The 19,116-nt window shown below is 68.0% G+C and carries 17 protein-coding genes; 12 read left to right on the plus strand and 5 right to left on the minus strand.

Annotated elements, in window-relative coordinates:
* Nucleotides 1-104: 104 nt before the first annotated feature.
* The gene (locus ACFFIO_RS06450; RefSeq protein WP_378040770.1) at nt 105-1,979 is read right to left on the minus strand and encodes an ABC transporter ATP-binding protein; all 1,875 of its coding nucleotides are present in this window, start codon (nt 1,977-1,979) and stop codon (nt 105-107) included.
* Nucleotides 1,980-2,055: 76 nt separating this feature from the next.
* Here ACFFIO_RS06450 and ACFFIO_RS06455 point away from each other — a divergent pair, with 76 nt between their 5' ends.
* From ACFFIO_RS06455 to ACFFIO_RS06470, 4 genes are read left to right on the plus strand one after another with little or no spacing between them, the layout of a single operon-like run.
* Nucleotides 2,056-2,571, plus strand: coding sequence for a MarR family winged helix-turn-helix transcriptional regulator (locus ACFFIO_RS06455; RefSeq protein WP_378040771.1), 516 nt, complete (start codon nt 2,056-2,058; stop codon nt 2,569-2,571).
* Between the two features lie 60 nt (nt 2,572-2,631).
* Nucleotides 2,632-3,018 carry a thioredoxin gene (gene trxA / locus ACFFIO_RS06460; RefSeq protein ID WP_378040772.1) on the plus strand — a complete coding sequence of 129 codons (387 nt, stop codon included), beginning with the start codon at nt 2,632-2,634 and terminating at the stop codon, nt 3,016-3,018.
* A 58-nt stretch (nt 3,019-3,076) separates the two neighbouring features.
* Nucleotides 3,077-3,706 (plus strand): TetR/AcrR family transcriptional regulator, encoded by a 630-nt coding sequence (locus ACFFIO_RS06465; RefSeq protein WP_378040773.1) that lies wholly within the window; start codon nt 3,077-3,079, stop codon nt 3,704-3,706.
* Nucleotides 3,703-5,463, plus strand: coding sequence for an MDR family MFS transporter (locus ACFFIO_RS06470; RefSeq protein ID WP_378040774.1), 1,761 nt, complete (start codon nt 3,703-3,705; stop codon nt 5,461-5,463). The genes ACFFIO_RS06465 and ACFFIO_RS06470 overlap by 4 nt, the downstream gene beginning before the upstream one ends.
* A gap of 104 nt (nt 5,464-5,567) precedes the next feature.
* On the opposite strand, the gene ACFFIO_RS06475 is transcribed toward ACFFIO_RS06470, so the two are convergent.
* Both ACFFIO_RS06475 and ACFFIO_RS06480 read right to left on the minus strand, forming a co-directional pair.
* Nucleotides 5,568-6,758, minus strand: coding sequence for an MFS transporter (locus ACFFIO_RS06475; protein WP_378040775.1), 1,191 nt, complete (start codon nt 6,756-6,758; stop codon nt 5,568-5,570).
* Between the two features lie 78 nt (nt 6,759-6,836).
* On the minus strand, nt 6,837-7,679 hold the full coding sequence (locus ACFFIO_RS06480) for a helix-turn-helix transcriptional regulator (RefSeq protein ID WP_378040776.1): 843 nt from the start codon (nt 7,677-7,679) through the stop codon (nt 6,837-6,839).
* 177 nt (nt 7,680-7,856) lie between these two features.
* On the opposite strand from ACFFIO_RS06480, the gene ACFFIO_RS06485 reads away from it, so the two are divergent.
* Both ACFFIO_RS06485 and ACFFIO_RS06490 read left to right on the plus strand, forming a co-directional pair.
* Nucleotides 7,857-8,816 carry an SDR family oxidoreductase gene (locus ACFFIO_RS06485; protein WP_378040777.1) on the plus strand — a complete coding sequence of 320 codons (960 nt, stop codon included), beginning with the start codon at nt 7,857-7,859 and terminating at the stop codon, nt 8,814-8,816.
* A gap of 69 nt (nt 8,817-8,885) precedes the next feature.
* Nucleotides 8,886-9,020 carry a hypothetical protein gene (locus ACFFIO_RS06490; RefSeq protein ID WP_378040778.1) on the plus strand — a complete coding sequence of 45 codons (135 nt, stop codon included), beginning with the start codon at nt 8,886-8,888 and terminating at the stop codon, nt 9,018-9,020.
* Here ACFFIO_RS06490 and ACFFIO_RS06495 read toward each other — a convergent pair.
* Both ACFFIO_RS06495 and ACFFIO_RS06500 read right to left on the minus strand, forming a co-directional pair.
* A complete protein-coding gene (locus ACFFIO_RS06495; RefSeq protein ID WP_378040779.1) occupies nt 8,971-10,416 on the minus strand; it encodes a GntP family permease in 1,446 nt (481 codons plus the stop codon). The genes ACFFIO_RS06490 and ACFFIO_RS06495 overlap by 50 nt on opposite strands.
* 164 nt (nt 10,417-10,580) lie before the next feature.
* Nucleotides 10,581-12,110, minus strand: coding sequence for an aldehyde dehydrogenase family protein (locus ACFFIO_RS06500; protein WP_378040780.1), 1,530 nt, complete (start codon nt 12,108-12,110; stop codon nt 10,581-10,583).
* A gap of 386 nt (nt 12,111-12,496) precedes the next feature.
* Here ACFFIO_RS06500 and ACFFIO_RS06505 point away from each other — a divergent pair, with 386 nt between their 5' ends.
* From ACFFIO_RS06505 to ACFFIO_RS06530, 6 genes are all read left to right on the plus strand, one after another.
* On the plus strand, nt 12,497-13,360 hold the full coding sequence (locus tag ACFFIO_RS06505) for a transketolase (RefSeq protein WP_378040781.1): 864 nt from the start codon (nt 12,497-12,499) through the stop codon (nt 13,358-13,360).
* A 2-nt stretch (nt 13,361-13,362) separates the two neighbouring features.
* Nucleotides 13,363-14,400, plus strand: a complete 1,038-nt coding sequence (locus ACFFIO_RS06510) for a transketolase family protein (protein WP_378040782.1) — start codon at nt 13,363-13,365, stop codon at nt 14,398-14,400.
* On the plus strand, nt 14,397-15,512 hold the full coding sequence (locus ACFFIO_RS06515; RefSeq protein ID WP_378040783.1) for a zinc-dependent alcohol dehydrogenase: 1,116 nt from the start codon (nt 14,397-14,399) through the stop codon (nt 15,510-15,512). The genes ACFFIO_RS06510 and ACFFIO_RS06515 overlap by 4 nt, the downstream gene beginning before the upstream one ends.
* A complete protein-coding gene (locus ACFFIO_RS06520; protein ID WP_378040784.1) occupies nt 15,509-17,041 on the plus strand; it encodes a sugar ABC transporter ATP-binding protein in 1,533 nt (510 codons plus the stop codon). The genes ACFFIO_RS06515 and ACFFIO_RS06520 overlap by 4 nt, the downstream gene beginning before the upstream one ends.
* Before the next feature lies 1 nt (nt 17,042).
* Nucleotides 17,043-18,035, plus strand: coding sequence for an ABC transporter permease (locus tag ACFFIO_RS06525; RefSeq protein WP_378040785.1), 993 nt, complete (start codon nt 17,043-17,045; stop codon nt 18,033-18,035).
* 94 nt (nt 18,036-18,129) lie between these two features.
* A complete protein-coding gene (locus tag ACFFIO_RS06530; protein WP_378040786.1) occupies nt 18,130-19,113 on the plus strand; it encodes a sugar ABC transporter substrate-binding protein in 984 nt (327 codons plus the stop codon).
* Nucleotides 19,114-19,116: the final 3 nt, after the last annotated feature.

A 19,116-nucleotide genomic window follows, 5' to 3' on the forward strand; every position in this document is an offset into this window, starting at 1 on the left:
CCTGTGGCGCGGAGGGCGCCGACGACGTCGTGCGGGACGGGATCCCGGACTGCAGGACTGGGGTGGGTCCGTGGCCACCCTAGGCACGGCCCCCGGTGGCCTGGCTAGCCCGTGGCGACTGGCGATCTGAGGGCCGTGGCCGATGGCTGCTCCCCACGGGCCGCGAGCACCGCGAAGGGGCCGCTCCCGGCCAGGAGCGCAGCCGGAGGTCCCTGCTCCACGATCCGGCCGGCGTCGAGCACCACGAGCTGGTCTGCCTCCGTGACGGTGGACAGGCGATGGGCGATCATCAACGTGGTGCGGCCCACGGAGAGGCGGTCCAGGGCGGCCTGCACGCGGGCCTCGGTGGTGTTGTCCAGCGCGGAGGTCGCCTCGTCCAGGACCAGCACGGGAGGATCGCGCAGGATGGTCCGGGCGATGGCGAGCCGCTGCTGCTCGCCGCCGGAGAACCGGTGGCCGCGCGCGCCGACCAGGGTGTCCAGCCCCTCGGGCAGGGTGGCGATGGTGTCCGCCAGCGATGCGGCGGCGAGGACCTCCCAGAGTCGGGCATCGGTGGCCTCCGGGTCGGCCAGCAGCAGGTTCTCCCGCACGGAGGCGTGGATCAGATACGTCTCCTGGGAGACCACCCCGACGATCATCGCCAGGTCCTGCGGGACGATGTCCCTGACGTCGATGCCGTCGATCGTGACGCGGCCGGTGGTGGTGTCGTAGAGCCGGGGGAGCAGCCCTGCCAGCGTGGACTTGCCGGACCCCGTGGGGCCGACGACGGCCGTGGACGTCCCAGCCGGGACCGCCAGGTCGATGCCGTCGAGCACGAGGCGGGAGCCGCCGTCGTAGGAGAAGGAGACGTTCTCGAAGCGGACCTCGCCGCGGACCTGTTTCGGCTCGATCGCGGCGGGCGTGGCCGGCGGCTTCACCTCGGGATCGAGGTCGAGGTATTCGAAGATGCGGGAGAAGAAGGCCAGCGCGGTGACCCACTGGACGCCGATGTTCAGCAGGCCCATGACGGGACGGAACACGGTGCCCTGCAGGGCGGTGAACGCCACGAGCGTGCCGATGGTCATGCCGCCGGAGGTCGCGGGGAATCCGGCGGCCAGGTAGATGACGGCGGGAATGGCGGCGAAGACGATCTGCATGGTCGCCATCCGCCAGCGGCCGGCCAGCTGGGAGCGCATCTCCAGGCCCACGAGCGCCTCGGAGCGGTCCGTGAAGCGGCCGGCGTCCCGCTCGGTGGTGCCGAGGGTCTTGGCCAGGCGGACGCCAGAGACGGAGAGGCCCTCCTCCACCTGGGTGTGCAGCGCCGCGAGCGTCTGCTGGCGTTCGGCGGTGACGGCGCGGCGGATCAGAGCCACCCGGCGGGAGAGCCAGATGGCCGGAGGCAGCACCACGAGGGAGATCAGCGAGAGCTGCGGGGACAGGGCCACCATGGCGACGGCGGTGGCAACCGTGGTGGTCAGGTTGGTGGCGACGCCCGTGGCGGTGGACGTGACCACGGACTGCATGCCGGCGATGTCATGCGTCAGGCGGGACTGGACCTCGCCGCCGCGGGTCCTGGTGAAGAACCCCAGCGACTGCTCCTGCAGGTGGGTGAAGAGCTTGACGCGCAGGGTGTGCATGACCCGTTGACCCATCTGCGTGGCCATCCACGTCTGGACCACGCCGATCACGGCGGTCACGGCCGCCACGGCGACCATCGCCCCGGCCAGGAGGGCCAACAGGGAGAGGTCCCGGTTCGGCAGGGCGTCATCGATCACCCCGCGGACCAGGAACGGCTGGGCGAGATTGACGACCGAGGAGACGGAGATCAACAGCACGACGACGGCGATGGTCACCTTGTGAGGGGCGAAGAGCGCCGCGATGCGGCGCAGGGACACGGGGTGGCGCTGCAATTGGGTCTTGTCAGCCGGGTCCACCTTGGCGGGGCCGCGGCCTCCGCCGCTGGGCGGGTCGGACGGGGTGTGGAGGGCGGGGGTGCTCATGGTCCTCCCTTCAGGAGACATAGAGAGGTTACCTCACTAAGAGGTTGGGCGTCAATAATCGCGTAGGATAGAGGGCATGACTGCTGGTGGCCCCCCGGCCGAGACCCCCGACCTCGGTGACCTCATGCACGCCGCCTTCCGCCGGCTGCGCCACCGGTGGAGTCATCAGCTGGCTCCCTTCGACCTGACGCCGTATCAGTTCCGGGCCCTGCAGGCCGTGGGAGGTGGCGCCCACGGGCATGGGCCGGATGGTCACGGTGCGTGTGCTGACCACCGCCGTTGCCAGGAGGCTGGCCGGCACGTCGAGGAGGGGCTGCGGTTGAAGGACATCGCTGACCGGCTGCGGATCGCCCCGCGCTCGGCCACCGAGGTCATCGACCAGCTCGAGGCCAAGGGACTCGTGGAGCGCCGCGCCGACCCCGCGGACCGGCGGGCCACCCGCATCAGCCTGTCCGGGGCCGGCGTCCAGCTGCGGGAAGAGGTCCGTGAAGCCCGGCGCCGAGAGGCCGGCGATTACTTCTCGGTGTTGTCCCAGCCCGACCAGGCCGAGCTGGCCCGGCTGCTGACCGAGCTGGCGCGCGCCCAGGAATAGCAGGCAGGGTCGGACGGGTTGAGGGGTGTAGATTCCGATCCCTCTCCTGACAGGAGCCCCATGGCCACCGTTGACCTCACCGTAGACACCTTCGGCACCGCCGTTGCCGAGAACGACACCGTCCTGGTCGACTTCTGGGCCGCGTGGTGCGGCCCGTGCCGCCAGTTCACCCCCGTGTTCGAGGCCGCCTCCGAGCAGCACCCCGATGTGGTGTTCGCCAAGGTGGACACCGAGGCCGAGCAGCAGCTGGCCGCGATGGCCGGCATCACGTCCATCCCCACGCTGATGGCCTTCCGAGGTGGCGTGCTGGTCTTCTCCCAGGCCGGAGCCCTGCCCGGGTCTGCCCTCGGAGAGCTGTTGGAACAGGTCAAGAGCCTGGAGGTCGCCGAGGTGCGCCGCATGGCGGAGGAGCAGTCGGCGCAGTCTGACCCAGCACGCCTGGGGTGAGATGCATCACTGCAATTTTGCAGTTGCGCAATAAGTGCAGTCGTGCAAAAATATAGGCATGCCCCCCACGGATATCCCTGCTTCGACGTCCCTTCGCGAGCGCAAGAAGACCGAGACCTGGCACGCCATTCATGACGCTGCCGCAGGACTCGCCCTCGATGAGGACACCAAGCACGTCACCGTCGAGGCCATTGCCAGCGAGGCGGGAATCTCCCAGCGGACGTTCTTCAACTACTTCCCCACCAAGGAAGACGCCATCCTCGGCGTGCGCACCCCTGCGGTGCCCGAATTGCCGGAGGACTTCCTTGACGAGGACGGTCTGATCCAGCGCACCACGGAACTGCTCCTGGCGGTGGGCCGCAGCACCTATTCCGAGGGGAACGCCGAGCGGCGGAGCCTGCTCTTCGAGAAGTTCCCCCACCTGCTGCTGCGCCGTCGCGAAATGATGATCGAAGGCGAGGACCTCGTCTATCAGGCGATCGCCGCCGCCATGGCAGACCACCGGGCGTGGTCCGGCGGGCTCAACGGGCACAGCGTCGAGAGCGCTGCCCGGATGCTCACCATGGCCGCGGGAGTCCCCCTGCGCTATCTCGTCGTGAGTGGGGGCATGTCCGGCGCCCGGTTGGAGTCCGGGTCCCTCACCGCCGCCCTTGACCTCTACCAGGACCTCTACAGGAAGCTTTCATGACCCACCATTCCAAGGATGCTCTCCAGGGGTCCGCATCCGCCCCCGCCGCGCCGGCCCAGAAGACCGTGCCCGACGCCGGCCCGGCCACACCCTCGGCCACGTCCGGTTCCGCGGTCCCGAAGGGAACGCTCGTCCCACTGTTCATCGGCCTCATGCTGGCCATGCTGCTGGCGTCCCTGAACCAGACCGTCTTCTCCACCGCCCTGCCGACCATCGTCGGTGAGCTCAACGGCGTGTCCAGCATGGTCTGGGTCATCACGGCGTTCATCCTGGCCACCACCATCGCCATGCCGATCTACGGCAAGCTCGGTGACCAGATCGGCCGCAAGCCGCTGCTGATCTTCGCCATCTCCGTGTTCATGGGCGGCTCCGTGGTCGGCGGCCTGGCCCCGGACATGACCACCCTGATCGTGGCCCGCGTCATCCAGGGACTCGGCGGTGGCGGCCTGATGATCCTGTCCCAGGCTGCCATCGCGGATGTGGTCCCGGCCCGTGAGCGCGGCAAGTACATGGGCATCATGGGCGGCGTCTTCGCCCTGTCCTCCGTGATCGGCCCCCTGCTGGGCGGTTGGTTCACGGACGGCCCCGGCTGGCGCTGGGCCTTCTGGATCAACCTGCCGATCGGCGTGCTGGCACTGCTGGCGGCCGTCTTCTTCCTCAAGCTTCCCCGCAAGGACCATGGCCGCCTGACGCTGGACTGGGCCGGCATGGCGTTGATTGCCGTCGCCACCACCTCGATGGTCCTGGTGACCACGTGGGGCGGCAGCACCTACGCCTGGACCGACCCGATCATCCTGGGCCTCATCGCCGTGTTCGTGGTGTCCGCCGTCGTCTTCGTGCTGGTGGAGCGCCGCACCGCCGAGCCGCTGATCCCGATGACGCTGTTCCGGGAGCGCAACTTCGTGCTGACCACCATCTCGGGGCTGTTCGTCGGCGTCGCCATGTTCGGCGCGCTCGGCTACATGCCGACCTACCTGCAGATGTCCTTCGGCCTGGAAGCCTCCGTGGCCGGGTTGGCGATGATCCCCATGATGGCCACCATGCTCGTCACCTCCACGGTGTCCGGGCAGCTGGTCTCCAAGTACGGCAGGTACAAGTGGTACCCGGTGGTCGGTGCCTTCGTGATCACCGGCGCCATGGGTCTGTTGTCCCTGATGGATCCGCATCAGCCGATCTGGATCGTCTGCACCTACATGGCGGTCCTCGGCCTCGGCTTGGGCCTGTCCATGCAGATCCTCGTGCTGATCGTGCAGAACACCTTCCCGATCACCATGGTCGGCACCGCCACGGCCTCGAACAACTACTTCCGTCAGATCGGTGCCACCCTGGGCTCCTCGCTGGTCGGCAGCCTGTTCGCCTCCCGCCTGGCGAACCTCATGTCCGAGCGCATCCCCGCCGGGGCGTCCGGTCAGATGGGCAGTGCCGACTCGCTGACCCCGGCGGCCGTCTCCGGACTGCCGGAACCGCTCCATGACACGGTGATCACCGCCTACAGTGACGCCCTGACGCCGATCTTCCTGTGGATCGCCCCACTGGCCCTGATCGCCGCCGTGTTGCTGTGCTTCGTGAAGGAGAAGCCGCTGGCCACCCGGATCGAGCGTGCGGTCGAGAGCGAACCTCTGGCCACGGGAAGCATGTCGATCGTGGCGCCTGAGGCCGCCCGGGCCACGGTCGCGTCCGAAGCCGAGGGGGTCCGCGGCCAGTCCACACCCGGCGTGCGGGAAGAGACGCACGCCGCCGCGGGCCAGCCCCGCTAAGCAAACCACCACCTCCACATCTGGCGGTCGAATTCGCCCCATTCTGAGCCTCCGCGGGTCCGGAAATGGGGCGAATTCGACCGCCAGTTGCGTGTGGACCCGGGTCAGGGGCGGCCCGTTGCGAGGTAGCGCCGTTGCGCCACCACCACGAGCCCCACCAACACCGCGGCCACCGCCGCCGTGGCGCCGAACAGCCAGGCCCACTGGCCGGCGTCGGCGAGGGGACCCGCCACCAGCGTGCCCACCGAGCTGCCGGCGAACAGGGAGGCGGCGAACAGCGCGACGGCCGTTCCGCGCAGCCCCGGCAGCACATCCGTGGCCCAGGCCTGCAGTGAGGTGTGCAGCAGTGCCCAGGTCCAGCCCAGCGCGGCGGCGGCGAACGCGACGGTCAGCACGGAGACATGGACGGCGACGGCGGCATAGCCGGCCACCATGCCCGCCCCGCCGAGGGCCATGGTCGCCGGGACGGACAGCCGGCGGAGGATGGGCCGGACCAGCCGGCTGCACGCCAGGGTGGACACCCCGTAGGCGGCAACGGCCAGACCCGCCACGGACGCGTCCAATCCTTGGTCCTGCAGGGCCGGGGCCAGCAGGGTCAACAGTCCCAGCACCACGGCCCCCTCCACGAACACCAACCCGATCACCGCGAGCATCCAGCGGTGCCGCAACGCCTCGGCGAAGGCCCCCAGCAGGGGCCGCCGGGCGGGCAATGGGGGTTCGGCCGTGGTCCACAGGGCCGCGATGCAGCCCACGGCCAGCACTGGCGGGAGGGCGAACATCAGCCGCCAGCCCACCGTCTCGCCCACGACGCCGGCCGCGGCCGTCGCGATCGCCGTCCCCACCGCGATGGCCGCCATGTTGTCCGCCAGCGCGGCCTGGCGGCGCAGAGGGGGAACGGTATCCCCGATGAAGGTGATGGCAGTGGGGATGATCCCGCCGAAGCACGCGCCGGTCAGGCAGCGGAAGAGCATCAGCACCGGCAGGGTGGGCGCGATCGCGGAGAGCAGGCCGAACACCACGGACCCGGCCAGGGCGATCCGCATCAGCCGCATCCGCCCGAACCGGTCCGAGAGGCCGCCCCAGAGTGGCTGCGTGAATCCGTAGGCGAGGAAGTACACCCCGGCCACGGCCACCGCCTCGTCCAGGGAGGCGCCCAGGTCCACGGCCAGGAACACCAGCAACGGGCTGACCGCGAAACGGTCCACGCTGGAGGTGAAGGAGGCCAGGGCGATGGAGACGGGTACGCGCTCGGGCGAGCCGCCGTCTGGCATCTGGGGGTTCTTCGGGGGCCTCACCAGGACAAGCTACGCCATGGAACAGGCCAAGGACGATCGGCTCCAGGCCGTCCGGGCTGCCCTGCTCCGGCATGCGCTTCAGCGCAGCGACCGTGACCCGACGACGGACAGCAACTGCAGTTTCTCATGGCTTTCGCTGCCGGGTATGGCGGTGTAGACCAGCAGGCGGTGGGATTGGTCCGGATCGAGCAGCGACTGACAAGTCAGCTCGAGTTCGCCGACCTCAGGGTGTACGAAGCGTTTGATCTCAGCTGGGCGAATGCCGATCTCGTGCTCATTCCACACCTCCCGGAACTCCGCACTCTGCGCCAGGAGAAGGTTGGCGTACTGCGCGGCCCGCGAGTCCGGGCCGCGCAGTGTGCAAACGTGGCGCAGGCCGGAGGCGAAGAGTCGGGAGAGGGACGCGTGGTCCTCGGGAGCGTAGAGCTCCCGTGTGGTGGGGTCGGAGAACCAGCGGTAGCCAATACTGCGGTCGGGACCACTGTAACCAGCCGTGTTTCCGGTGAGCGCGACGCCGAGCGGACTCTGACGAAGGGTCTCACCCAGCTCGGTGACGATCTCCGCAGGGGTATCGTCCAGGCGGTCGAGGATGCGCAACAGGCCCGGGCTGATGTGGGCACTGGCCGCGCCACGCGTCGGTGGACGGTGTCCGGCGAGCCGGAACAAGTGGTCGCGCTCATCAAGGCTGAGGTGGAGTCCTTGGGCGATGGAGGCGATCATCTGCTCCGAAGGGTGGGGGCCCCGCTCGCGCTCGAGCCGTGCGTAGTAGTCGGTCGACATGTGACACAGCAGCGCCGCTTCCTCCCTCCGGAGCCCGCTCGTCCGGCGCCGCGGGCCGCGTGGTAGCCCCACATCCTCCGGCTGCAGTGACTCCCGGCGCCGGCGGAGGAAGTCGGCCAGTCCGGCCCGATCGATCGTCATCTCTTCCTCCTTGGTGGCCTTCCCCGCCTTGCTGCTTCATGTCTACCGTTCGGGGCCGTGGCGCGCCACGGATCATCAATCCCCCTATCCCCTCAAGGGCGGATCAAGAGGTCCTGAATATCTTCGTCCCCATCGGGGACAGTGGAGCCATCCACGCAATCCTCAAGGAGTGAACCCATGCCACGTACACGCATCGACATCACCATCCCCGATCTGTCCGGACAGCGCGCGCTGGTCACCGGCGCAAGTGACGGGATGGGCCTGGGAATTGCCTCGCGACTGGCTGCCGCCGGTGCCGAGGTGATCATGCCGGTCCGCAACCACAGCAAGGGCGAATCCGCGGTCACCACGATCAAGCAGGTCACCCCCGGCGCGAACCTGTCGCTGCGCAGCCTCGACCTGTCCTCCCTCAGTTCCGTTGCTGCCCTCGGCCAGACCTTGCAAGAGGAGGGCCGTCCGATTCACCTTCTCATCAACAATGCCGGCGTGATGACCCCACCTGAGCGGCAGGCCACCGCTGACGGGTTCGAGCTGCAGTTCGGCACCAACCACCTCGGTCACTTCGCCTTGGTCGGCCACCTGCTGCCCCTGCTGCGCTCCGGCAGGGCGCACGTCACCTCGCAAGTGAGCATTGCCGCGAACCAGGGCGCTATCAACTGGGATGATCTGAATTGGGAGCGCAGTTATCACGGTCAGCGCGCCTACAGCCAGTCGAAGATCGCGTTCGGACTCTTCGGTCTCGAGCTTGACCGGCGCAGTCAGGCAGGCGGCTGGGGCGTCACGAGCAACCTCTCCCACCCGGGTGTCGCTCCGACGAACCTCCTAGCCGCGCGCCCCGAGCTGGGCCGCCGTGAGGAGACGCTGGGGCGGCGGGTGATCCGCGCCCTGTCGGGGCGGGGCGTCCTCGTCGGAACAGTCACCTCGGCGACTTTGCCTGCGCTCATGGCCGCAACCTCGCCCGACTCCAAGCGTGGAGGGTTCTACGGGCCACGCGGGCTCGGGCACCTCAGTGGAGCCCCGGCAGAGCAGAGACTCTATTCTCGCCTACGCAGCGCAGAAGAAGCGCGCCGCATCTGGGAGATCTCTGAGCACCTGACCGAGGTTGCCTTTCCGTCTGACGGACGAACCGCCCGGTAGAGCCGGGATGCGGATCCTGCCCACCCGGAGTTCTCCGTGTTCTGCTTCCGCGAGGGGACCCTGGCCGCCGTGGAGTCCGTGAACATGCCCAACGACCACCTCTCAGCCCACGGCGGTGTAGCCAGCACCCAGCACGTCCGCCGCCACCGAGTGGCTAGGCAGGAAGCAACAGGGCGAGGACCACCACGATCGGCAAAGAGATGACCGAGGAGATGGACGTTGACATCGTGAGCGTCTTGAGGGAGCCCTTGGTCGTGAGGCCGAGCAGCGAGTTGAACATCCAGAAGAAGTTGCTGTTCACCTGGAGCGCGAACATCGCACCGGAGGCGATGGCCAGGCCCATCGCAATGGGACTCACGGCCACCGCCCCGAGCACCGGCGCGATGATGCCGGCCGCCGCGATAGCCGCGACGGAGACCGAGCCGATGGCCAGGTGCAAGAGCGCCGCGACGAACCAGGCCAGCACGATGATCAGGACGGTCGGCATGCTCTCATCGGCCGTGAACAGACCCGCCAGGAGCTGGTCGAGACCCGAAGCGCCGATCACGGCACCGAGCGAACCGCCCACGCCGGTGATGAGCAGGATCTCGCCGGTGGTGTGGAAGCCGGACTGCAGAGCCTCCTGCGTGGTGTCATTGCCGTTCGTGATCCGGGACAGCAGATAGGCGCCGAGCAGGCCGATGAACAGGGCTATATTGGCGTCCCCGAAGAACTCGATGACCGGATTGCTGAATTCGAAGAGGCCCGCGAATGCCCCGAAGGCGATGAGCACGAGTGGCACGATGATCGGCAGGAACAGGACGATCAGGGGCAGCTCACGCGCCGCCGTCGCCGTGCTGGCAGAGCCGGTCTGCCCGTCCGAGCCGGTGGACCCGGCACCGCCCGCACCACCGGTGGTTCCGGCGTGGCCGGTGGAGTCCCCGTGAGCCGCCTGGACGCGGGCCTCCTCGAGCTCCGACGCGGGGGCCTTGCCCTCGTCGGTCGCGGGCTTCCAGTAGTTCGTGCGCAGGATGAGGCGCATCACGAGCGTGGTGAGGAGAGCCGTGACCGGCCCCAAGACGAGGCCGTAGAGCAGCCACTGGCCCAGCGGGATGTCCATGAGCCCGGTGATGGAGATGGCAGCCAGACCCGGGACGACGAACACGTAGCCCGAGAAGATACCCGTGCCGAGTGCCGCGGCCAGGAGGGGCAGGCCGTGCTTGCCGATCTTCGGGGCGGCGGACCGTGCCACGGGGGCCGCGAGGACCACCTGGACATCCACGTAGATGGACGGCATCACCACGGACAGCAACGCCGCCAGCGAATACGGCAGCCGATGCGCGCCCACCGTCCGCACGAGGACCGTCACGAGTCGGGTGAAGGCGCCACTGGCGTGCAGCTGGGAGCCGATGAGCACGCCGAAGCCGATGAGCAGCCCGACCTCGACCATGATCTCGCCGAATCCCGTGGTGATCGCCTCGACGGTGCCAGCCAGGCCCACTCCGGAGGCGATCCCCAGGTACAGGCAACCGAGGACCAGGCTGATCACCGGATCCACCTTGAGGCGGATGATGAGGACGACGATCACCAGGATGGCGATGAGGGTGTGAACGGCGATCATGGTGCTACCTTCCGCACGGGATGGAGGCGTCATTCCTCCTGCGGAGTCGAATGGCCCGGGTGCTGCAACCCGCCGACCCTAGCAAGGGTGTGAGTGGCAACACAAAGGTACCCCGCGGCCTCGACCGGGTCGCGGGGTACCTGACTCGCCATCCCGCGGAGGGGTCAGCCGACGGGTGTGCTGTCTGCCTCACCCGACGAGGGCTCCGCCTTCAGCAGGCCCAGGGCGTGCGGCTCCTGGAAATTCCTCAGGCCGATCGTGCCCATCTCGCGGCCGATGCCGGACTGCTTGATGCCGCCGAAGGGGGCGCGCTGGTCCAGCAGGGCCGGTCCGTGGGTGTTGTGGAAGACGTAGCCGGCCTGCAGCCGGGAGCCGACCTCGATGGCGGTCTGCTCGTCAGCGGTCCACACGGAGTTGCACAGGCCGTACTGCGTGTCGTTGACCATCCGGATGCCGTCCTCGAGGTCCTCGAAGGCGAGGATCGGGATGGTCGGCCCGAACTGCTCCTCGGTGACCACGCGCAGGGCCGGGTCCGGGTCCAGCACGAGCGAGGGGCGCATGAAGTGTCCCTCGGCCCATTCGCCGCCGGGCAGTTCGCCGAACTCGCGGACCTCGGCACCGGAGTCCTTGGCCTCCTGGACCAGGGCCTGCACGAACTCGAGCTGGGCCTTCTGATGGAAGGGGCCCATGGTGGTGGAGGAGTCCGTGGCCGGGCCGAGCTTGACCTGCTCCAGGCGCTGGGTCAATTCCGCCACCAGCTCGTCCTTCTTGGAGGAGTGGACGTAGATGCGCTTGGCGTTCATGCAGACCTGGCCGGTGGTGCCGAAGATGCCCATGAACAGCAGGTCCATGTTCTGTTCGGTGAACTCGGCGTCCTCGAGGATCAGCACGCCGTCGTTTCCCCCGAGTTCCAGGGTGACGTTGGTCAGCGTCTGTGCAGCCATGGACATGATCTTCTTGCCGCCACCGACGGAGCCGGTGAAGCAGACCTTGGCCACGTTCTGGTTGGAGACCAGGGCCTCGCCGATCTCGGCGTCCTCGCCGGTGACCACGTTGAGCACGCCGGCGGGCAGCCGCTCCGCCACGCGCTGCACGGCGCGGGTGGTGGCCAGCGGGCAGGAGGGCGGTGGCTTGACCACCACGGTGTTGCCGGCCATCAGGGCGTAGGGCAGGGAGGCGCCGAGGATGGCGATGGGCCAGTTGAAGGGCACGATGATCGTCACCACGCCCATGGGCTGGTGGGAGATGCGCACCTCGGTGGGCGGCCCTGGAAGGGTCTCGACGGCGTCCACCTCCTCGGCGAGGCCGATCGCCAGTTCGAAGCGCTGGACCAGGCCCATCAGGTCAAAGGTCGATTCCCCGACGACCTTGCCGTTCTCGGAGGAGAGGATGGCGGCCTCCTGTCCGGAGCCTTCCATGATGGCGGCGGCGGCCGCGGTCAGGGCCTCACCGCGTTCGGTTCCGGACAGGGCGGCCCAGGCCGGGAAGGCCTCCTGGGCGGCGGCGACGGCGGCCAGTGCCTGCTCGCGCGACGCGGCGGCCGCCTGGCCCACCACCTCGGAGGGTTTTGCGGGATTGACGACGGTCAGCTTGGACTCGCCCTGGTGCTCCCGCCCCCCGTAGTACAACGGCGTGCTGGGACGATCGTGGTCCTCGACGCTTCCCGGTGATGGGGAGGTGGTGGTGTCAGTCATGATGCCTCTTTCAGGGATGATGAATGCGGCCGATGTGAAGTGGAATGCCTAAAACAAATGCCGTGAAAACGGTTCCACGGTGAGACGGCGAGCCCCGGCGACGCAGGCGCGACAGCGTGAGGAACATCACTTCAAGGATAGTGAACCAAAGCCGTTCGGGGTGCGTCAAGGACGAGGTGCCGCCGAGGAGTCGTTTTTGGTACCGCCGGGCTTGGGGGAGTGGGTTTCTGAACAAAAGGGCAGGTCAGACGGACCCTGTGACAGTTAGCGCAAATTTGCGTGAAATACCCCTTTACGCGGACACTCGGGGGAGCCTATGGTCTCCAGAGACATAGATCACATCTCAGCGAAGTGGCTGGGGTAACGCGATTTCCCTGGGGGAACACATGGCGGCAACCATCACGAGACCGGAGACCGATGTTTCCGAGTTGGAAGACCTTTCGTACGAGCTGAGGGAGAAATTGCTCCTTCTCTGCGGAGAGTATGACGGTTCAGTGCACATAGGTGGTGACCTTTCCTGTGCTGACATATTGACCTTGTTGTTCCAGTACGGGATGCATGTGGACCCACAGGACCTGCACAACCCTGAGCGGGACCGGTTCGTCCTGAGCAAGGGCCACGCAGCGGTCTGCATGTACATCACGATGGCCATCCGCGGGTTCTTCGACTACCGGGAGATCGTGGACACCTACGGCCAACTCGGCTCCGCCTACGGCATGCACCCGTGCAAGGTGCAGCTGCCCGGTGTGGAGGTGTCCACCGGCTCCCTCGGCCACGGCCTGCCGCTGGCCACCGGCATGGCCCTGCACGGCAAGCGCAGCGGCATGGACCACCGCGTCTTCACCCTCATGGGGGATGGCGAGACCGGCGAGGGGTCCGTGTGGGAGGCCGCCCTGGCGGCCCACAGCAACAACCTGGGCAACCTGGTGGCGTTCATCGACCGCAACCGTCAGCTGATGACGAGTTTCTCCGAGGAACGCGTGAAGCTGGAGCCCTATCCGGACAAGTGGCGTGCCTTCGGCTGGAATGTCATCGAGGTGGACGGCCATGACATGGCTGCCCTCGTGCAGGCCTTCGACTCCCTGCCGGCCCCGGATTCGGACGTTCCCACCGTGGTCATCTGCGACACGGTCAAGGGCAAGGGCGTCGACTTCATGGAGCGCAACCTCGCCTGGCACGCCGGCTCCCTCAATGACACGGATCTTCAGCGGGCCCTGGCCTCGCTGGCCCACGGACGAAAGGCGGCGTGAGCATGTCCACTGCAGCCAAGACAGGCACCGAACCCGGCACGGACCAGATCACCTCCTTCACCTTCGGGGAGCTGCTCTCCTCCCGGACCGTGATCGGCCAGACACTCAAGGAACTCGGCGAGACCCATGACAACCTGTGGGTTCTCACCCCGGACATCGGGGCCACCCTGGTCGAGTTCCGGGATGCCTATCCGGACCGTTTCGTGGATGTGGGCCTGTCCGAGCAGGCCTGCGTGGGCATTGCCGCCGGCCTGGCCAACGAGGGCAACATCCCGGTGGTCTCCGGCATGCTCCCGTTCCTGAGCATGCGCGCCCTGGAGCAGGTCCGCTCGGACATCTGCTATCCGAACCTGCCCGTGAAGATCGTCGGGACCCACGGCGGGCTCGTCGGCAACGGCGGCTCCACCCACTACGCCGTGGAGGACCTGGGCCTGATGACCTCCCTGGTCAACATGACCGTCACCTCGATCGGGGACCCCCTCATGGTCGGCGAGGTGCTGCGCCAGTCCATGTCCATGACCGGACCGCTGTACATCCGCCTGGCCGTCGGCAAGAAGGACAAGGTGGTCTACGAGCCCGGCTCCGTGACGGTGGAGATCGGCAAGGGGATCACCGCCCGCGAGGGCACTGACCTGACCCTCTTCGCCCACGGCGAGACCGTGTCCCAGGCATTGGACGCCGCGGACATCCTGGGCGCCGAGCACGGCATCAACGCCCGCGTGGTGGACATGTTCACCCTCAAGCCGATCGACGAGGACCTCATCCTGCGCTGCGCCGAGGAGACCGGCCGCTTCGTGGTGGTCGAGGATCACCTCGCCTACGGCGGACTCGCCTCGCAGATGGCGGACGTCATCGCGGACCGGGGCATCCGGCTCGACGGGTTCCGCCGCCTGGGCATCCCGCAGGTCTTCGCGGGCTTCGGCGAGGATACCGAGCTCCGGGACAAGCACGGCTATGGGCTGCAGGCCACCGTGGACGCGGCCCTCGCGGTCACTGGAGGCCGCCCTGCCGAAAGCGAAAGCACGGGGGACATCGCATGACCAGCACCAGCACCACCGTGAGCGCCGCTACGGAAGGTGCGCCGGACGGCGTCGAGACCGTCGCGGTCACCCGCATCGGCAGCCTTCGGGCGCCCGACGCCGGCCAGCGCGGGACCATCGGCGTCGTCACCTTCCCCGCGGACGAGGTGGGCCCGGAGGACGTGCGCATCACCGTCGCCTATGCCGCGATCTGCGGCTCAGACCCCCACCTGGCCGAGGGATTCTTCGGCACCGAGGTGCCGATCGGGCTGGGACACGAGATCTCCGGCGTCGTGGCCGAACTCGGGCCGAAGGTGCGCCGGACGGACCTGCGGGTGGGGGACCGCGTCTCGGGCAACTTCGTCCGCTTCTGCGGGGCCTGCCCACCCTGCCAGGACGGACGCCAGCAGTTCTGCGAACACCTGGGCGACTACAACCGCCCCGGCATGGCCCGCTCCGTCGTCTGGCACGAATCGCAGGTCTACCAGCTCCCGGAGGAGGTCTCCCTGCTCAAGGGTTGCCTGCTGGAGCCCACCTCCGTGGCCGTGCGCATCGCGGACAAGGCCCGGGTGCGTCCGGGCGACCGCGTGGCGATCTGCGGCGGTGGGCCCATCGGCCAGCTCACCCTGCAGCTCATGGCTCGGTACGGGGCCACCTCGCTCACGCTCATCGAACCGATCGCGGAGCGCCGCGAACTCGCCCGGCGCTGTGGAGCGCTTCACGTGATCGACCCCAAGGACGAGTCCCTGGAGGAGCGGACGCGCGAGATCACCGGTGGGGCCGGCTTCGACGTCGTGATCGATGCCTCCGGCTCCCGGCACGCGGTGGCGGGGTTGCTGGACATCGCGGCTCCGGGTGGCACCGTGGTCTACGGGGCCATGTACCCGGAGGACTACGAGCTGCCGCTGAACCTCTCCGACTACCTGTACCGCAAGGAGTTGACCCTCACCGGGGTCTTCGTCTCCCCGTACACGTTCCCGCGGGCCGTGCGCATCCTGGCTGAGCTGGACCTGGAGCCCTTCCTGCAGTCGGTCTTCGACCTGGAACAGGCCGCCGAGGCCTTCGAGACGCACGTGGGCGGGGCCTTCCCGAAGGTCATCATCCGCTGCAATCGGCTGCCGGAGGACGCATGAGCGCCCCGGTGATCGAACAGCAAGACGAGGTCGGGACCGAGCGCCTGGCGCTGCGCGCCTCCGGTATCTCCAAGCACTTCGACGGCGTGGCCGCCCTGACCGAGGCGCGGCTGGAGGTCCGACCCGGGGAGATCCACGCCCTGCTCGGGGAGAACGGTGCTGGCAAGTCGACACTGATCAAGGTCCTCACCGGGGTCCACCAGCCCGACGCCGGCTCGATCGAGTCCGATGGCACCGCCGTGCACTTCTCCGGGGTCCGTGATGCCAACCATGCCGGTGTGGTGGCGCTCTACCAGGAACTGTCGATCATCCCGACCATCAGCGTGGCTGAGAACATCCTGCTGGGCGACCAGACGCCGAGCTCGGCGGGGATCTTCCGCTGGACCGAGGTTCGCCGCGAGGCGCAACGGCATCTCGACCGCCTCAACCAACGCATCCCCGTGCGCCGACTGGCCGGCCGGCTCTCCCCGGTGCAGCAGACGATGGTCGCGGTCGCCCGGGCGCTCGCAGCCGATGCCCGCGTCCTGATCCTCGATGAACCCACGGCGTCTCTGACGGACACCGAGATCAGGGACCTCTTCTCGGTGCTGCGTAGCTTGCGGGCTGAGGGGGTGGGGATCGTCTACGTCTCCCACCGGCTCGAGGAGGTGTTCGAGCTGTGCGACCGGGTGACGATCATGCGCAACGGATCGACCATCTCCACCCGGGACGTCGCGGACATCTCCATCGACGAGGTCATCTCCACCATGGTCGGGGGCGCCCCCGGGGACATGTACCCCGGACGCGGTACGGCCACGGACCGCCCCGTGGTGACGGTGGACTCCCTCACCGGGAACCGGGTGCAGGATGTCTCGTTCACGGCCCATGCCGGAGAGGTGCTCGGCGTCGGTGGCCTCGCCGGGTCCGGACGCAGCGAGCTACTGCGCCTGCTGGCCGGCGACCAGAAGTACGTGTCGGGAACCATCACCGTGGCGGGGAAACAGCTCTCGGTCTCCGGCAGCGTGGGTGCCGTGCTGGATGCCGGCATGGTTCTGGTCCCCGAGGAACGCCGCAGTCAAGGGGTATCCCTCGGTGCCTCCATCCAGGACAACATCGCCATGGCGAACCTGGACCAGGTCAGCTCGGCCGGCTGGATGTCCGCCCGCCGCGTGACCGCTCTGGCCCGGAAGGGCATGGAGGAGCTGCGCATCAAGGCCCAAGGCCCCCGGCAGGCCGTGGGTCTGCTCTCCGGCGGCAACCAGCAGAAAGTCGTACTGGCCAAGATGCTCGCCCGCGACCCGCACGTGCTGTTGCTCGACGAACCCACCCGCGGGATCGACGTCGGGACCAAGGCGGAGATCTACCGGTTGATCCGTCAGTTGGCCGCGCAGGGAACCACCGTGATCGCGGTCAGCTCCGAACTCCCCGAACTCATCGGGTTGTCCGACCGGATCCTCATCATGCACGAAGGCCGAATCTCCGGCGAAATGCCTGCCGAAGGCGCGGACGAGGAAGTCCTGCTCTCATACTGCTATGGAAGGAGTGGCTGAGATGGCCACCGCAACCGTCCCTGAGGCCTCGGCCGCGCCCCCGCTGGCGGAAAAGCGCCCGCCCCTGGTCCAGATGGTCTGGCAGGGCGGCACCATCATCGCCCTGGTCGCACTCATCGTGATCTTCGGAGTGCTGAACCCCACCGCATTCCTCAGCCTGGGGAATCTGACGAACGTCCTGGCCCAGGTGGCCATCCTGACCATCATCGCCGCAGCCCAGACCATGGTCATGGTGACCGGCCACTTCGACCTCTCCGTCGGCACCACGGCCACCCTCTCGGGAGCGACCGCCTCGGCACTGATGCTCTCCGGGCTCCCGGTGCCGATGGCCATCCTGCTGGGACTGGCAGCCGGGCTGGTGGTCGGCATGATCAACGGACTGCTCGTGGCCTACCTCAAGATCTCCGCGATCGTGGCCACGCTGGCGACCATGACCACCGTGGGCGGTCTGGCCTTCATCGTCACGGACGGCACCACTCTCTACGGCATGCCCGAGTCCTTCTTCTGGATCGGGCAGGCCCGCCCCCTGGGCCTGCCTATGCCGATCCTCTTCGCGGCCGCCGTCGCCCTCATCGTCTGGGTGGTGCTGCGGTACACCACCATCGGCCGCCGCTGGTACGCCGTGGGTGGCAACGCCGAGGTGGCCCGGCTGTCCGGGGTCAGCGTCCGCCGGAACGTGTTCTGGGCCTTCGCCCTCGCCGGCCTGGCGTCAGGGCTCGGCGGGATCGTGCTGGTCAGCCGGCTCTCCAGCGCCAGCGCCACCAGCGCCAACGACTACATGATGCTGGCCGTGGCGGCCGTCTTCCTGGGCATGACCATCGCCAACTCCGGTCAAGCCAACCTCGGCGGCACCCTCGTGGGCGTGGGCATCATCGGTGTCCTCCAGAACGGCCTGAACATCGTGGGGGTCAACACCTACGTCCAGCAAGTCCTGACCGGCCTGATCATCGTCGGGGCCGTCCTGTTGTCCTCCTTCAAGTCCAAACACTCGTAGCACCGCGGGCTCACTGCACCGCGGACATCACCGGACATCCCCGTCCACTCACCACACGGCCGCCCTCGGCGGCATTTCCCCCAGGGAGAAGATCATGCGCACACCACTGAAGCTCACCGCAGGCTTGGCCGTTGCCGGACTGCTGGCCCTGACCGGATGTTCAGGCGACGCCGGCGCCGGAGGTGGAGGCGGAGAGGGCGAACCCTTCAAGGTTGCCGCCTTCACTGCCGGCTACGGCACGCCCGCCGGGAAGGAGTCCCTCGACGAACTCGTCGAGAAGGGCAAGGAACAGGGCTGGGACGTCACCCTGTACACCTCGGACTTCGACTACGACAAGATCAACACCGACATGCAGTCGGCCATCACCCAGGGGACTGACGTCATTGTGGCCGGCTTCCCGGACCCCCGGCAGATCGCCCCCTTGGTCACCGCCGCGGAAAGTTCTGATATCCCGATCTTCTCGATCGACGGTGGCGTGGAGCCCAACGAGGACTTCGTCCAGGACATCACGTTCGACCAGCAGCAGATCGCCGACCTGGGCATCAACGCGCTCGACGAGGCCTTGGGCGGGCTCGAGGGCAAGGATGTCATGGTGATCGGCCACGATCCGCACGTCGGGATCATGACCCGCAGCAACATCGCCGTTGATGAGCTCGAAGCCGCCGGGGCCACCATCGCCGGCGGCGAGATGAAGCAGGTGCTGAACCCGGGCACCTCGCAGGAGGAGACCCTGAAGTTCGTCACCGACTACCTGCAGGCCAATCCGGACGGGCTGGACGGCATCTGGACCGGTTGGGACCATGCAGCGCTCGGCGCCGTCCAGGCCATCAACGAGTCCGGCCAGGACGACATCTACGTGACTGGTGTGGACGCCCTCGGTGCTGCTGCGGCGGAGATCGAGAAGGAAGGTCCCTTCTACGCATCGGTGCTGCAGGACTGGTCCCAGGTCGTGGACATGACGGTCGAGAGCGTGGAGGCCTACCGGGAGTCCGGAGAGCTTCCCGCCGAGAACTTCGTGGAAGTCGAGGCCGAACTCATCGACCGCACCAACGTGGCCACCTACGAACCGAAGATGTGAGTG

The organism is Citricoccus parietis, from assembly GCF_042433045.1.
Lineage (GTDB): Bacteria > Actinomycetota > Actinomycetes > Actinomycetales > Micrococcaceae > Citricoccus > Citricoccus parietis.

What these genes read in the sequence shown, in the direction of transcription:
- ACFFIO_RS06495 (WP_378040779.1), bottom strand. Translation starts at nt 10,416, where the DNA reads ATGATCGCCGTTCACACCCTCATCGCCATCCTGGTGATCGTCGTCCTC.
- ACFFIO_RS06500 (WP_378040780.1), bottom strand. Translation starts at nt 12,110, where the DNA reads ATGACTGACACCACCACCTCCCCATCACCGGGAAGCGTCGAGGACCAC.
- ACFFIO_RS06515 (WP_378040783.1), top strand. Translation starts at nt 14,397, where the DNA reads ATGACCAGCACCAGCACCACCGTGAGCGCCGCTACGGAAGGTGCGCCG.
- ACFFIO_RS06520 (WP_378040784.1), top strand. Translation starts at nt 15,509, where the DNA reads ATGAGCGCCCCGGTGATCGAACAGCAAGACGAGGTCGGGACCGAGCGC.
- ACFFIO_RS06505 (WP_378040781.1), top strand. Translation starts at nt 12,497, where the DNA reads ATGGCGGCAACCATCACGAGACCGGAGACCGATGTTTCCGAGTTGGAA.
- ACFFIO_RS06465 (WP_378040773.1), top strand. Translation starts at nt 3,077, where the DNA reads ATGCCCCCCACGGATATCCCTGCTTCGACGTCCCTTCGCGAGCGCAAG.
- ACFFIO_RS06450 (WP_378040770.1), bottom strand. Translation starts at nt 1,979, where the DNA reads ATGAGCACCCCCGCCCTCCACACCCCGTCCGACCCGCCCAGCGGCGGA.
- ACFFIO_RS06455 (WP_378040771.1), top strand. Translation starts at nt 2,056, where the DNA reads ATGACTGCTGGTGGCCCCCCGGCCGAGACCCCCGACCTCGGTGACCTC.
- ACFFIO_RS06470 (WP_378040774.1), top strand. Translation starts at nt 3,703, where the DNA reads ATGACCCACCATTCCAAGGATGCTCTCCAGGGGTCCGCATCCGCCCCC.
- ACFFIO_RS06530 (WP_378040786.1), top strand. Translation starts at nt 18,130, where the DNA reads ATGCGCACACCACTGAAGCTCACCGCAGGCTTGGCCGTTGCCGGACTG.
- ACFFIO_RS06525 (WP_378040785.1), top strand. Translation starts at nt 17,043, where the DNA reads ATGGCCACCGCAACCGTCCCTGAGGCCTCGGCCGCGCCCCCGCTGGCG.
- trxA (WP_378040772.1), top strand. Translation starts at nt 2,632, where the DNA reads ATGGCCACCGTTGACCTCACCGTAGACACCTTCGGCACCGCCGTTGCC.
- ACFFIO_RS06485 (WP_378040777.1), top strand. Translation starts at nt 7,857, where the DNA reads ATGCCACGTACACGCATCGACATCACCATCCCCGATCTGTCCGGACAG.
- ACFFIO_RS06480 (WP_378040776.1), bottom strand. Translation starts at nt 7,679, where the DNA reads ATGACGATCGATCGGGCCGGACTGGCCGACTTCCTCCGCCGGCGCCGG.
- ACFFIO_RS06510 (WP_378040782.1), top strand. Translation starts at nt 13,363, where the DNA reads ATGTCCACTGCAGCCAAGACAGGCACCGAACCCGGCACGGACCAGATC.